Annotated in this window: 13 protein-coding genes; 5 read left to right on the top strand and 8 right to left on the bottom strand. The window is 61.4% G+C overall.

The window, feature by feature from the left end; genetic code table 11:
* The 7 genes from FSO04_RS34825 to garD form a co-directional block, all read right to left on the bottom strand.
* The coding region (locus FSO04_RS34825; protein ID WP_154563721.1) for a porin at positions 1–178 on the bottom strand (178 nt) is incomplete at its 3' end.
* A 73-nt stretch (positions 179–251) separates the two neighbouring features.
* Positions 252–1604 (bottom strand): TRAP transporter large permease, encoded by a 1353-nt coding sequence (locus tag FSO04_RS34820; RefSeq protein WP_154566064.1) that lies wholly within the window; start codon positions 1602–1604, stop codon positions 252–254.
* Between the two features lie 7 nt (positions 1605–1611).
* Entirely contained in the window at positions 1612–2091 is a 480-nt protein-coding gene (locus tag FSO04_RS34815) for a TRAP transporter small permease (protein WP_054040219.1), read from the bottom strand.
* A 139-nt stretch (positions 2092–2230) separates the two neighbouring features.
* Positions 2231–3223: a TRAP transporter substrate-binding protein gene (locus tag FSO04_RS34810; protein ID WP_154566063.1), complete on the bottom strand. Its 993-nt coding sequence runs from the start codon at positions 3221–3223 to the stop codon at positions 2231–2233.
* Positions 3224–3864: 641 nt separating this feature from the next.
* Positions 3865–4794: an SMP-30/gluconolactonase/LRE family protein gene (locus FSO04_RS34805; protein WP_171927940.1), complete on the bottom strand. Its 930-nt coding sequence runs from the start codon at positions 4792–4794 to the stop codon at positions 3865–3867.
* Positions 4791–5633, bottom strand: coding sequence for an NAD-dependent epimerase/dehydratase family protein (locus FSO04_RS34800; protein ID WP_154566061.1), 843 nt, complete (start codon positions 5631–5633; stop codon positions 4791–4793). The genes FSO04_RS34805 and FSO04_RS34800 overlap by 4 nt, the downstream gene beginning before the upstream one ends.
* Positions 5634–5667: 34 nt before the next feature.
* Positions 5668–7257, bottom strand: coding sequence for a galactarate dehydratase (garD, locus tag FSO04_RS34795; RefSeq protein ID WP_154566060.1), 1590 nt, complete (start codon positions 7255–7257; stop codon positions 5668–5670).
* Positions 7258–7496: 239 nt separating this feature from the next.
* Between garD and kdgD the strand changes: the two genes are divergently transcribed.
* The 3 genes from kdgD (at position 7497) to FSO04_RS34780 (ending at position 10834) form a co-directional block, all read left to right on the top strand.
* Positions 7497–8414: a 5-dehydro-4-deoxyglucarate dehydratase gene (kdgD, locus tag FSO04_RS34790; RefSeq protein WP_154566059.1), complete on the top strand. Its 918-nt coding sequence runs from the start codon at positions 7497–7499 to the stop codon at positions 8412–8414.
* A 125-nt stretch (positions 8415–8539) separates the two neighbouring features.
* Entirely contained in the window at positions 8540–9892 is a 1353-nt protein-coding gene (locus FSO04_RS34785; protein WP_154566058.1) for an MFS transporter, read from the top strand.
* 198 nt (positions 9893–10090) lie between these two features.
* Complete coding sequence (locus FSO04_RS34780; protein ID WP_154566057.1) at positions 10091–10834, top strand: FadR/GntR family transcriptional regulator; 744 nt, start codon at positions 10091–10093, stop codon at positions 10832–10834.
* Between the two features lie 90 nt (positions 10835–10924).
* On the opposite strand, the gene FSO04_RS34775 is transcribed toward FSO04_RS34780, so the two are convergent.
* Positions 10925–12508 carry an aldehyde dehydrogenase (NADP(+)) gene (locus FSO04_RS34775; protein ID WP_154566056.1) on the bottom strand — a complete coding sequence of 528 codons (1584 nt, stop codon included), beginning with the start codon at positions 12506–12508 and terminating at the stop codon, positions 10925–10927.
* A gap of 233 nt (positions 12509–12741) precedes the next feature.
* On the opposite strand from FSO04_RS34775, the gene garL reads away from it, so the two are divergent.
* Entirely contained in the window at positions 12742–13542 is an 801-nt protein-coding gene (garL, locus tag FSO04_RS34770; protein WP_154566055.1) for a 2-dehydro-3-deoxyglucarate aldolase, read from the top strand.
* Positions 13543–13553: 11 nt separating this feature from the next.
* Entirely contained in the window at positions 13554–14468 is a 915-nt protein-coding gene (locus tag FSO04_RS34765) for a 2-hydroxy-3-oxopropionate reductase (RefSeq protein WP_154566054.1), read from the top strand.
* Positions 14469–14492 lie beyond the last annotated feature (24 nt).

The following is a 14492-nucleotide window of genomic DNA, read 5'->3' as shown; positions in this document are numbered from 1 at the left end:
CCCAGATGCCGTTCACCATCTTGATCACCGAGCGACCGCCACTCGTCGAACCAAGCGACGTCTGGCTGCTCTGATAACCAATCCCCGCATCGACGATCCCGTACAGCGTCACACTGCTCTGAGCGTGTGCGCCGAGGGCGACCAACCCAAGGGCCGAGGTTGCTATTACCTTTTTCATTTCTGCTCCTCTGTAAAAAACTTATTTGTCATATCTGGCAGTGCCACACCGGCGCCGACTTTTAATCAAGCGTTCAAAACACCGGGTGACCATTGATCAGGCTAGGCAACCACGTCGAGAACATCGGTACGTACGTCACGATGTTGATCGCGCTGAAGATAGCCAGGTAATAAGGCCACGCCACCTTGGTGGTTTCACCTATCGACACATTGCCGATCGCGCAGCCGATGAACTGCACCGACCCGATCGGCGGATGCACGAGACCCAATGCACAATTCAGCAAAATCATGATCCCGAACTGAACGGGGCCGACGCCGGCATGCATCGCCATCGGCAGGAACAGGGGCGTGGTGATCAGGATGTGCGCGGCCATGTCGACGAACGTGCCGAGGAAAATCTGGATGATGTTGATGTAAAGCAGCATCAACCATGGCAAGCTCGTTGCCCCATCGAGCATGTGTTCGATGGCGTCGGGAATCTCCAGATAGGCCATCTGATAGCGCAGCATGTTCGACACGCCGATCAGCAGCAACACCACGCCAGTAGTTTTAGCGGCCTTGGACAGCGCATGAAAGAGCTTCTTCATCGTCATCGTGCGATAAATGACGATCGTCAGCACTAGCGAATAAGCCACTGCGATAGCGGCGGCTTCCGTCGCTGTAGCAATACCCTTGGCCACGCAGACCAGAATGATCGCGATCACCATCAAACCGGGCAATGCACCCAGAAACGTGCGGGCCACCGCGAACCAGCCAGGAAAGCGCTGCAATTCGGTCGAGCCGTCAGGGCGGCGCGGATAGCCGAACTTGACCGCCTGCCAGTACGCGGCGATGAGCACGAAACCCATCACCCACAGCACCGGCAACAGACCAGAAAACAACAGATCGCCGATCGACACGCCGCTCATCGGGTGACCGTTCAACGTCCCGGTGATGCCTTGGGCCGCGAACGCATAGATGATCATGTTCGTCGAGGTGGGCATCAGCGCGCCGGCCAGCGACGAATGGGTTGTCACGTTGACCGCATAGGCCGCGCTGTAGCCTTCGCGCTTCATCAGCGGAATGACGACGCCGCCCATGGCGGAGGTGTCTGCCGTCGGCGAACCGGACACGCCGCCGAACAGCGTGCACGCGACCACGTTAGCCATGCCGAGCCCACCGCGGAAATGGCCCACCGTGGCCTGCGCAAAGCGCAGGATGCGGTCGGCGATACCGCCGTGCAGCATCAACTCGCCGGAGAAAATGAAGAACGGGACCGCGAGAAACGAAAACGCGTTCATTCCCGAAATCATCGACTGCATGGCGGTAGCCGCCGGCAACCCCTCATACAGATACGTCAGGACGCACGAGAGTCCCAATGCGAACGAAACAGGAACCCCGAATACGAGGAAAACGAGGAAACTAACTGAGAGGATGGCAAGTTCCATGATTCTTCTATTTTTGTTTCTGTGCGAAAAGCCCCAGCAGGTTCTCGAACGAGAACAGAGCGATGCAGGCGCTAGCAATGACCGGAATCAAATATCGAAGCGCTTCCGGAAGGCCCAGGATCGGGATCTTGTCGTCCATCGTCGTCTCCGCCATCTGCCAGCAGCCGAAGAAAATCGCCACGGCCAGCACGATCAGGCAAATATGCTGGAACGCATGGGCGATCGTCTGGCCTTTGGGCGGCAGCTTCTTGACTAGCGAGTCGAGCCCAATGTGGCCGCCCTCGCGAACTTTGAGCGCGGCGCCGAACATGGCGATCACAATCACCAGCAGGAGGGCAATGGGTTCGACAAAATCCGGTGCATCGCTGAAGACATAGCGCATCACGACGCTATAAATCACCAACAGGCACAGCGTGGCGAGACTCGCCGACGCCACGACCACCAGCACGCGGAAGAGAAAATCGTTTGGGCGTTTCATGAATCTCATTGACCCCATCCTTGCATACGGCGGACTTATATTTGATCTTCAGGAATCCTGCCAAGCCTCACCGGCTCAGGAAACCGCACCGTGGGAAAAACCGGCAGCCCGTGCTGCACGGCCCTTCCCCACCGCGTTACGTCCAAACTTATTTGACTGCCTGGATTTCGTCGACGAGCTGCTTCATTTGCGGCGTCTTTTCATACTTCGCCCAAACCGGCTGCATCGCCTTCACGAAAGCAGGACGGTCGATCTGCGACGCGGTAACGATCGTCGCGCCACCCTTGGTGACCGTCTTTGCCGCGTCGCTTTCACGCGCGGTCCACAGCTTCGTGTAGTAAGGCACGGAGTCAGCCGCCGCCTTCTTGATGATGTCCTGTTCCTGCGGCGTCAGCGTGTCCCACACCTTCTTGGAGAACACCAGCACTTCCGGCGTCATCGAATGCTGGGTTTCGGAATAGACCTGCGCGACTTCGAAGTGCTTGGTCTCTTCGTACGACGGCAGGTTGTTTTCCGCGCCATCCACCAGACCCGTCTTCAGGCCCGTATAGACTTCGGCGAACGGCATCGGCGTCGGCGTGCCGCCCATCGCCCTGATTTCGTCGACCATCAGATCCGACGGCTGCACGCGCACCTTGAGGCCCTTCATATCGGCGGGCGAATGGATGGCCTTCTTCGCGTACATCGAGCGCGCGCCGCTCTCATAGAACGTCAGCGCGATCATGCCCTTCGCCTTGAAGGCGTCGAGAATCTTCTGGCCTTCCGGGCCGTACATCACTTTGCGGAAATGGTCGATGTCGCGAAACAGGAACGGCAGCGACGGAATCATCGATTCAGGCACGATCTCGTTGAATGCGGCACCGTTGGCGCGCGCCATGTCCAGTGCGCCGATGCGCACCTGATCGATCGTGTCGTTTTCGGAACCCAGCGCGCTGTTGCCGAAGACCTTCACGGAATCCTTGCCACCGGTTGCCTTGCTGATTTCTTCACCCATGTATTTCACGGCCATATTGGTCGGATAGGTGTCGCCATGCACGTCCGACACCCGGAACACGCGCGCGTGTGCCGACACGGTGCTGAATGCCAGCACGGAGGCCGCGACAATCATCGAAACACGGGAAGAGGCAAACTTGTTTTTCATCGTGACATTCCTTGAAATTAGATCATCCGGATGCGGAGGACCGCTTGCGAAGGACCGCTTTCGCGGGGTCGCTCACGGAAGGCCGCTCACGGATGCGACATGGTTTTGATGCGTCTCCCGGCTCCACGCACGCAACCCCTGTGGGTAGCGAGCGGTTTGCCGTGCTGGCCTGTTCTACTTCCCCGGCACAGATGCTCAGCACTCCTGTCAGACAACTCGACTTCTTTGCTTCGACTGCTTCGGCATGAATCCCGCGCGCGTTGGTCATGCGCGTAGAGAACACTGGCCTCTTTGTCCGGGAGCCCAAAGCTATCTCGAAAGGAATTTGTTTGGGCTCATATGTTGTACGACGACATATGAAGTCTATAAAACGTGGTTTGAGTTGTACAGCCGGTATTTACCCGCACGACAGCGGGTTGGACGTAAGAGTTTCCGGGTCAAAATCCAACATAAAAGCCATGCCAGAAGGGAGATTAAGCAAAATCCCCACATCGCGGATTTATATTTTTCGTAGAGAGGAAGATGACCCGAAAGTGGCATTTTTGCCACTATGTTGTACGACAAGTGATGAATAAAAGGCTGCGACTGTTGGGCGCCGACGTGCTAATTCCCCGGCGCCCCACCTCATTCACGTCGCTTATTCAGAGTTCGCCCGCGTATTCGGGCTCGGGCAACCCGGTCACGCCGGGCCGAACGGCGAACAGGTGGCCGTCGTGTTCACTCGCGCCCGTCGCGGGACGGATCGACGTCACGAACAGCGTGTCCAGATTCCGGCCGCCGAACGCGCACATCGCGGGCTTCACGGCTGGGACGGCAATCTGCCGATCGAGCTTGCCTTGCGGTGTAAAGCGCAGCAAGAGGCCGGCGTCGTTTGCGCAAATCCAGTAGCAGCCGTCGGCGTCCACGGCCGCGCCGTCAGGACGCCCGGCGTAATCATGCAGGTCAGCGAATACGCGCCGATTGCGCGGCTCGCCCGCTTCGATGTCGTAATCGAACGCCCAGATTTGCCGGCGCAGAGGATGCGAATCCGACAGATACATCGTGGCGCCGTCCGGCGACCACGCCAGACCGTTTTGCGTGATCAACGCTTCGACAACCGGCGCCGACAACAGGCCGCGCTCATCGAAGCGATAGAGCGCGCCCGCAGGATTTGCCGCTGCCATGTCCTGCACCATCGTGCCGGACCAGAAGCGCCCTTGCCGATCGCAACGGCCATCGTTGAAGCGCATATCGTCGAAGGCGAAGCGCGGCGCGGCGAGCTTTCTGCCCGTCACCTTCATCGCTTCGCCGCGGGGCGCGCCTTCAGTCAGCGTGACCGCAAAGAGCCCCGTCTCACAGCCCGCCAGCACCGTGCCGCGATGATCGAAAGCGATGCACGCCACCTTCTCCGGCAATTGCCACTCGGTGCGCTCAGCCGCTTCGAGCCGCAGCCGCACGATCTTTTGCGCAGGAATATCCACCCAGTAGAGCGCCTGTTCAGCGGCACGCCATACCGGGCTCTCGCCGACTGACGCGGGCGCCTGCCCTGCCGCCTCGACACGCTCCACCCGCGGGTTCGCCATGCCGCTCACCACTTCGGCTCCATCGGACCGGCCAGCACGAACGGGCCGCCCTGAAAATGCTGCGTCGGATCGTCGAGGTCAGCGGTAGGCGCCGTGATCGGAAAGAGGTGCTCGAACTCGACCGAACTATCCTGCGGACGAAAACCGAGGAACGCCGCCTTGGTGTTGTCGACCCACTTGGTCCGGTTATCCGAGACGCCATAAACGATTGCGTGCCCGACCCGGTTGGTAAACAGCGAGCAACGCACCAGTTCGATAAAGTCGCGGAAGCTCAGATAAGTGACGAGCATGCGCGGATTCTTCGGCTGCTCGAACGACGAGCCGATCCGCAGACACACCGTCTCGAGACCGAAGCGGTCGAAGTAATAGCGCGACAGCGATTCGCCGAAGCACTTCGTCACGCCATACAGGCTGTCGGGACGGAGCGGCGCGTCGATATCGACCACCGACGTCGTCGGATGAAAACCCACGGCATGATTCGAGCTCGCGTACACGATGCGCTTCACGCCCTGCTTCTGCGCGGCCGAATAGAGGTTGTACAGACCGCGGATATTCGCTTCGAGCAGATCTTCGAACGGCGCTTCGACGGAGATGCCGCCCAGATGAACGACCGCATCCACGCCTTCCAGCAGCGCATGAACGGCGGCTTCATCCGCGAGGTCCACGATCGATGCTTCTTCGTGCGCCGCCACTTCGCCCAGCGGCGCGATATCGGTGACGCGCACTACATCGGCCCACGCAGCGAGCGCACCGCGCAACTGCTGGCCGAGGTTGCCGGCAGCGCCGGTAAGCAGAAGACGGCGGAAAGGTTTCTGCGCCGCCGGGCGGTCAAGGTTCGAGTCAGTCATGTCTCAGTCTTTGTCGTGGTTACGATCGGTACTATCAGGTCACCGGCGCCGGATTGAACAGCACCAACGCATTGTGGAGTTTGAGTTTCTCCGCGCAGGTCTCCTTACGGCCGCTTGCGACGTCGAGCATCAGGCGGAACAGCTCCCAACCCACGTCTTCGATCGTCGCGGCACCGGTCGCAATGGTACCGGCGTTGATATCCATCAGATCGTGCCAGCGGCGCGCGAGATCGGAGCGCGTCGCGACCTTGATGACGGGCACTTCAGCGAGGCTGTACGGCGTGCCGCGGCCGGTCGTGAATACATGCAGGTTGATGCCCGCCGCGACCTGCAGCGTGCCGCAGATGAAATCGCTCGCCGGCGTGGCCGCGTAAATCAGCCCCTTCTGCTTGACCTTTTCACCGGGCGACAGCACGCCGGAGATGGCCGAGTTGCCCGACTTGATGATCGAGCCCATCGCCTTTTCAACGATGTTCGACAAGCCGCCCTTCTTGTTGCCCGGCGTGGTGTTGGCGCTGCGGTCCGCGCCGCCGCGCTTCAGATAATCGTCGTACCACTGCATCTCGCGGATGATCGCAGCCGCCACGTCCGCGTTGGCCGCGCGCGCCGTCAGTTGATCGACACCGTCGCGCACTTCGGTGACTTCGGAGAACATCACCGTCGCACCGGCGCGCACCAGCAAATCGGTGGCGAAGCCCACGGCGGGATTGGCGGTCAGCCCGGAAAATGCATCGCTGCCGCCGCACTGCACGCCGATCACCAGATCGGAGGCCGGGCAGGTCTCGCGGCGGCGATTGTTCAGGCGCTTCAGATGGCCCTCGGCCATTCTCATGATCGACTCGATCATCGACTGGAAGCCGACGTGCGCCTCGTCCTGAAGCACCACCACGTCGCCGTTCAGATCGGCTTCGACATCGCCGATGTCGGCCACTTCGGCGACATTCGCTGCAGCGGCAATCGGAATCGTGCCCGGCGGCATCAGGCGTTCAGGCTGCAGCTTCTCGCAACCGAGGCTGACCATCATCACTTCGCCGCCGAAGTTCGGATTCAGGCTGATATTGCGCACGGTGCGGATCGGCACCATTGCGTCCGGGGCGTCGATCGCGACGCCGCAACCATAGGTGTGGCCGAGACTCACAACATCGTCGACGTTCGGATAGTGCGGCAGCAGTTCGGTCTTGATGCGCGTGACCGCGTGCTGAACCACATCGGCCACGCATTGCACCGTGGTCGTGATCGCCAGAATGTTGCGCGAGCCGACCGAGCCGTCGGCATTGCGATAGCCTTCGAACGTGAAGCCTTCGAGCGGCGGCATCTCCGGCGCCTTGATGGTGGCGATCGGCAAATCTTCCAGCCCCGGCGGACTCGGCATACGGATCACGTGCTCGTTGATCCAGCTACCCTTCGGCAAATCCTTGAGCGCGTAGCCGATCACCACGTTGTAGCGGATGACCTCGTCGCCTTCTGCGAAATCGGCCAGCGCGACTTTGTGCCCCTGCGGAACACGCTCGCGCAGCGCGAGGCCATCGGGAAATACGGCGCCCTCACCCAGACCGCCGTCGTTGACGACGATCGCGACATTGTCATTGGGGTGAACGCGAATGTAGAGCGGGGTTTGTTCCATGACATCGATCCTTGTGGCGAATTCACGCCTGCTGCGCCAATCGTTGCGCCAACTGTTGCGCCAATCATTCATACGTCATCCTACAACATGAAAGATTGCACAGACGTTCCGTATTTACCCTATGGCGCGCATTATGCCGTGAAAACACCGTTGAGTTAGCCGAATTGTTGTTGTACGATGACGTATAAGAAATCATCATTTCTCAATACCGACCCTATTCGACGCCCTGGATACTCATCATGACGACACCGCAGGAACTGAAGCAGATCGTTTCCGAAGGCCTTCTGTCCTTCCCCGTTACCGACTTCGACGAACTAGGCGATTTCCGCGCCGACACCTATGCCGAGCGCCTCGAATGGCTCGCGCCTTACGGCGCGTCGGCGCTGTTCGTCGCCGGCGGCACGGGCGAATTCTTCTCGCTCACGCATAACGACTACTCGAACGTCGTGCGTACGGCAACCGAAGTCTGCAAAGGCAAGGTACCGATTCTCGCCGGTGCCGGCGGTCCGACCCGTGTCGCAATTGCTTATGCCCAGGAAGCTGAACGTCACGGCGCGAACGGCATTCTGCTGATGCCCCACTACCTGACCGAAGCCTGCCAGGAAGGCATCGCGGCGCACGCGGAAGAAGTCTGCAAGTCCGTGCCGAACTTGGGCGTGATCATCTACAACCGCGCGAACTCCAAGCTTAACGCCGACATGCTCGAAGGGCTGGCCGAGCGCTGCCCCAACCTGATCGGCTTCAAGGACGGCGTGGGCGAGATCGAGAACATGGTGTCGATCCGTCGCCGCCTTGGCGACCGCTTCTCGTACCTCGGCGGCTTGCCGACCGCTGAAGTCTACGCAGCGGCCTACAAGGCGCTGGGCGTGCCGGTGTACTCGTCGGCCGTATTCAACTTCATCCCGAAGACCGCGATGGACTTCTACCGCGCGATTGCCGCGGACGACCACGCGACCGTCGGCAAGCTGATCGACGAATTCTTCCTGCCGTATCTGGCGATCCGCAACCGCCGCCAGGGCTACGCGGTCAGCATCGTGAAGGCCGGCGCGAAGCTGGTTGGCCACAGCGCAGGTCCGGTGCGCGCACCGCTGACCGATCTGACCGAAGAAGAAATGGCGCAACTCGACGTGCTGATCAAGAAGCTCGGCGCGCAGTAATGCAGCAAGGCGCCAAGCCGCGCGAACCTGGCCGAACCTGGCTCGAGCACGCGGCACCGTAAAGAGCGCCCGGGACGGCAACGTCGCCGGGCGCTTTTTCACTGATAAAAATTCAGGAGATGACGATGGAAATGAGCCGCACCGCGAGCCCCGCCCACGTCGCAAAGCGCACCAAGGTCCGCTACGCGATTCTGTTGCTGATCTTTGTGATCACGACATTCAATTACGCGGACCGCGCCACGCTCTCGGTAACCGGATCCGCGATGCGTGCCGAGTTCGGCTTCGACGCGATCAAGATGGGTTACATCTTCTCCGCGTTTAGTTGGGCCTATGTTCTGTCGCAATTGCCAGCGGGCTGGCTACTCGACCGCTTCGGCGCGCGGCGCGTCTACGCGGCGAGCATTTTCCTGTGGTCGTTGTTTACGCTGCTGCAAAGCTCGATCGGTCTGCTGGGCAGTGCAGCCGCAGCCGTCACCGCGCTGTTCGTGCTGCGCTTTGCAATGGGCGCCGCTGAATCGCCGGCGTTTCCGGCCAATGCCAAGGTCGTGGCAAGCTGGTTTCCCACCAACGAACGCGGCACCGCCTCCGCCATTTTCAATTCGGCTCAATACTTCGCGGCAGTCATTTTCACGCCGCTGATGGCGTGGCTCACCCATGCGTTCGGCTGGCACGCGGTCTACCTCGTGATGGGCGCGGCCGGACTGTTACTCGCCCTCACCTGGCTGAAGGTGATGAAGAACCCCGCCGATCATCCGCGTGTCTCGCGCGCCGAACTCGACTACATCGAACAGGGCGGCGGCGTGGTGAACGGGCACACGAAAGCCACCCGGGCTGAGGACATCGCCAGCACCGGTGGCTGGTCGCTGGTGCGTCAGTTGCTGACCAATCGCATGCTGCTCGGCGTCTATCTCGCCCAGTACTGCATCAACGTGCTGACCTACTTCTTCCTGACCTGGTTTCCGATCTACCTCGTGCAGGCGCGCGGCATGACGATTCTGCAGGCGGGTCTGGTGGCATCGCTGCCCGCGATTTGCGGATTCTCCGGTGGCGTGCTGGGCGGCATTCTGTCCGACGGGCTGATCCGGCGCGGACATTCGCTCACCATCGCGCGCAAGGTGCCGATTGTCGGCGGCATGCTGCTGTCGGTGTGCATCATCGGCTGCAACTACGTGTCGACCGACTGGATCGTCGTCGCGCTCATGTCGCTCGCGTTCTTCGGCAAGGGCATCGGCGCACTCGGCTGGGCTGTCGTGGCGGATACCTCGCCGAAAGAGGCCCTCGGTCTGTCCGGTGCCATCTTCAATATGTTCGGCAATGTCGCCGGCATCGTGACGCCCATCGTGATCGGCTATCTCGTCGCGAAGACCGGATCGTTCAACGGCGCGCTGGTTTTCGTCGGCCTGAATGCCTTGCTGACGGTGTTCAGCTACCTCGTGATCGTGAAAGACATCAAACGGGTCGAATTGCGCCGGGGCTAGCAGTCAGGCTGTTATCGTACTTCCCGGGGGCGCCTGCAAATAACGCGGCTTGTCCGCCAGGCGCCTGAAACCGGGCATCGACGCCAGGTCCGACACCAATGCCGAAAATGATCCGGCGTTTATATAATCAGTCGTCAGACGACGGTATAATGAATCGCAGGAAGTACCTGCAACTATTTGATTCAAGGGGCGTTTTCGATGGCTACACCACTGGCATCCGCAGCACCGCCACGGCGCGCGCGCAATCTTGCCGAGTTTGTCGTCAGCTACGTCACCGAGCAAATCGCGTCTAACGCCTTGAAGCCCGGCGACAAACTGCCGACCGAATCGCAATTGATGGTCACGCTGAGCGTGAGCCGCACCGTCATCCGTGAAGCGATTTCACGCTTGCAGGCGGGCAAAATCATCGAGACGCGCCATGGCATCGGCAGTTTCGTGCTGGAACCGCAACGCGAAAAGCTGGGCATCGACATGGTGCCCGCCACCACCTTGCGCGACGTGCTGTCGATCCTGGAACTGCGCATCAGCCTCGAAACGGAATGCGCGGGTCTCGCCGCTCAACGGGCCAAGCCGGACGATCTCGCGCGCATGCGCGCCGCGCTCGACGCGATCGAAGCCACCCGCCACAACGGGCTGGATAGTGTCGATGCCGACCTGCAATTTCATATCTCCGTGGCGCGCGCAACCGGCAACCGGTATTTCGTCGACATCCTCACGCAAATGGGTAGCGCGCTGATTCCGCGCAACCGGCTCGACTCGGCAGGGATCGCGCGTGCTGAACCCGATGCGTATCTGTCGCTCGTTAACCTGGAGCATGAAAGCATTCTCGAGGCGATCACGCGGCACGACGCCGAAGGCGCGCGTGCGGCGATGCGTATGCATCTGTCGAATAGCCGCGAGCGGCTGCGGCGCGCCAACGAAACGGCTGAAGCAAATAGCTGATTCATCACGCTGAATGCAAAAATGGCCGGGATATCCCGGCCATTTTTTTGTCTCACGCGGCGCCCACCTGGGCGCCGCTTACAGCATCGTTTAGCTGCGCGTAATCTCGCCATCACGACGGCGCCACAGGTCCAGCGGGTTGGCGTCGGCCAGCGCTTCCGGCAGCAGATCGGCCGGGAAATCCTGATAGCACACCGGGCGCAGGAAGCGTTCGATCGACGTCGTCCCAACTGACGTCGCCCGGCTATCGGACGTGGCCGGGAACGGGCCGCCATGCACCATCGCGTGCGAAACCTCGACGCCGGTCGGGAAACCGTTGACCAGAATCCGGCCGGCCTTGCGCTCGAGAATCGGCACCAGCTTCTTCGCCGCCGCGAGATCCGCGCTATCCATTTGCACCGTGGCGGTCAACTGACCGTCAAAGTGTTCGGCAACGGCGAGCAACTCCTGCTCGTCCTTGCAGCGCACGATGGTCGACGCAGGCCCGAAAACCTCGTCCTCCAGCGCCGGCGTGGACAGGAAGGTCAGCGCGTCGGTCACGAACAGGGCCGCGCAAGCCTGCGTCGGTCCGGTCGCGTCAATGCCCCGGGCAATTGCCTCGACGCCTCGCGTCGCCGCCAGCTTGTCCTCGCCCTCTTCATAGGCCGCATGAATGCCGGCAGTCAGCATGGTCTGCGCCGGCTTGCCGCTCAGCGCCTCGGACGCCGTTGCAACGAAACCTTTGAGTGCGTCACTGTCGACAGCGATCGCGAGCCCCGGGTTGGTACAGAACTGCCCCGCGCCGAGCACCAGCGAATCGACGAAGCCACGCGCGATGGTCTCACCGCGTTGCGACAGCGCATTCGACAGGAGGAACACCGGGTTGATGCTGCTCATTTCCGCGTAGACCGGAATCGGCTCGGCCCGGGCGGCCGCGACGCGCATCAGCGACGTGCCGCCTGCGCGCGAACCCGTGAAGCCCACCGCCTTGATCGCCGGATGCGCGACCAGTGCTTCACCGACGGAATTGCCGGCGCCGACGATCATCGAGAACACTCCTTCAGGCAAGTCCATGTCCTGCGCGACTTGCTGAATCACACGGCCGACCATCTCGGAGGTACCCAGGTGAGCACGATGCGCCTTCACCACCACCGGGCAGCCCGCCGCAAGCGCCGCTGCAGTGTCGCCGCCCGCCACCGAAAACGCGAGCGGGAAGTTGCTGGCGCCGAATACGGCGACCGGGCCCAGCGGAATCTTTTGCATCCGCAGGTCGGAACGCGGCAGCGGCTTGCGCTCGGGCAACGGTGAATCGAGCGTGGCGGCGAGCCATTGGCCGGCGCGTACGACTTGCGCGAACAGTTTGAGCTGGCCAGTCGTCCGGCCGCGCTCGCCTTCGAGGCGCGCCTTCGGCAGGCCGGACTCTTCGTACGCACGCTGGATCAACGCGTCGCCGAGCGCCGTGATGCCGTCCGCGATACGCTCGAGAAACTCGGCGCGCACCGTGAGCGGCAGATGCCGGTACGGGTCGAACGCTTTCTGTGCGAGTTCACAGGCGAGTTCGACATTCGCGACCGAGCCGCTGCCGAACACCGGCTCGGCGATATCGGATCCCGTGGCGGGATTGAACGCACGCAAAGGTTTTTCCTCGCCGCGCACTGCTTTGCGGCCAATCAGCATTTCGCCGGTAATAGACATTTCGCTTTCCTTGGATGGATATCTCAGATATAGGTCATCCTACAACATTGAGTGACCTACGCGCAACCTGAAACCCTTGCTCCGCGAGGAATTCGGGTTTACGTGACCGTTACAACCTGTCAGGCCGATGCTAATCTTCATTAAGATGTACGACGACCTATAACATTTCATTCAGTAAACGTCGGAACTTGCCAGCTTACCTGCCCGCTCAATCGCAGCTCGAGGAGACACCCATGACAGCCGCCACGCCGTACCAGCCTTTGCCCAATAGCTTTCGCCGCGCCGTCTGCGGCGGCGAAACCCTGATCGGCTGCTGGGCTTCGCTTGCCAGCCCGATTGCTACGGAGCTGCTTGGCATTGTCGGCTTCGACTGGATGCTGCTGGATGCCGAGCACGCACCGAACGACGTTCTGACGCTGATCCCCCAGTTGATGGCGCTCAAGGACAGCCCGAGCGCGCCTGTGGTGCGCCCGCCGGCCAACGACAGCGTGTTCATCAAGCGGCTCCTCGACAGCGGTTTCTCGAATTTTCTGGTGCCGTTCGTCGATAGCGCCGAAGACGCAGTGCGCGCTGTTGCCGCGACGCGTTACCCGCCTCAGGGTATCCGCGGCGTCTCGGTAAGCCAACGAGGCAATCGTTACGCGACGGTAGCCAATTACTTCGACATCGCCAATGACAACGTCTGCGTCATCGTTCAGATCGAGAGCCGCAAGGCGGTCGATAATATCGACGAGATCCTCGCCGTGGATGGCGTCGATGCCGTTTTCGTCGGCCCGTCCGATCTCGCGGCTGCTTATGGCCACATCGGCAACCCGAACCATCCCGACGTGCAACAGGCGATAGCGCGCGTCTTCGAACGCGCACAGGCCGCCGGCAAGCCGAGCGGCATCCTCGCGCCCGTGCAGGCCGACGCGGAGCGCTATATCTCGATGGGGTGCCGCGTCATCGCGGTCTGTGCCGATATGGGGCTGCTGAAAGCCGCCGCGCAGACAGTTCAAAAACACTTCATGCAGAAACAGGCGGACCGGAAGTAAGGACGGCCGCTATGACATCTCCGGAGATTTCCATGCAAAAAGCAGGCTTTATCGGACTCGGCATCATGGGCAAGCCCATGGCTGCCAACCTTCTCAAGAACGGCGTGTCCCTCGCGGCGTTTACGCGCAGCGGCGTGCCCGACGACCTCACCCAGGCCGGCGCCGTCGCGTGTGACAGCCCGGCCGCCGTAGCCGCGCATGCCGACGTGATCTTCGTCATGGTGCCGGACACGCCGGACGTCGAACGCGTGCTGTTTGGCGAACACGGCCTCGCCGAGGCCTTGCGTCCAGGACAGACGGTGGTCGACATGAGCTCGATTTCGCCGATGGCCACTCGCGACTTCGCGGCCCGCGTGCGTGAGCGCGGTGCGGACTATATGGATGCACCCGTTTCAGGTGGCGAGGTAGGCGCCAAGGCCGGTTCGCTGACCATCATGGTGGGTGGCGAGCCGGCAACCTTCGATAGCGTCAAGCCGCTCTTCGACATGATGGGCAAGAACGTCACGCTGATCGGCGCTGTCGGCGCGGGCCAGGTGTGCAAGGTGGCCAATCAGGTGATCGTCGCCGCGACGATCGAGGCCGTCGGCGAAGCACTGCTGCTCGCCTCCAAAGCCGGTGTCGATCCGGCGCGCGTGCGCGAAGCACTGATGGGCGGCTTTGCGTCGTCGCGGATTCTCGAAGTACACGGTGAGCGGATGACGAAGCGCACCTTCGACCCGGGCTTCCGGATCGAGCTCCACCAGAAGGATCTGAATCTCGCGCTCTCGACGGCCCAGGCGCTCGGCGTCTCCTTGCCGAATACGGCCACCTGCCAGCAGCTCTTCAACGCCTGCGTGGCGCATGGCGGCAAGGCATGGGACCACTCCGCCATGGTGCGCGCGCTCGAAATACTCGCCAATCACGAGATCGGCCAGAAGACCGCCTAAGCCCGCAAGTTGAATAACGTGATC

It is taken from the genome of Paraburkholderia madseniana (genome assembly GCF_009690905.1).
Classification (GTDB): Bacteria; Pseudomonadota; Gammaproteobacteria; order Burkholderiales; family Burkholderiaceae; genus Paraburkholderia; species Paraburkholderia madseniana.
Note: the sequence above shows the minus strand (reverse complement) of the source record. Positions and strands in the feature narration are given on the sequence as shown.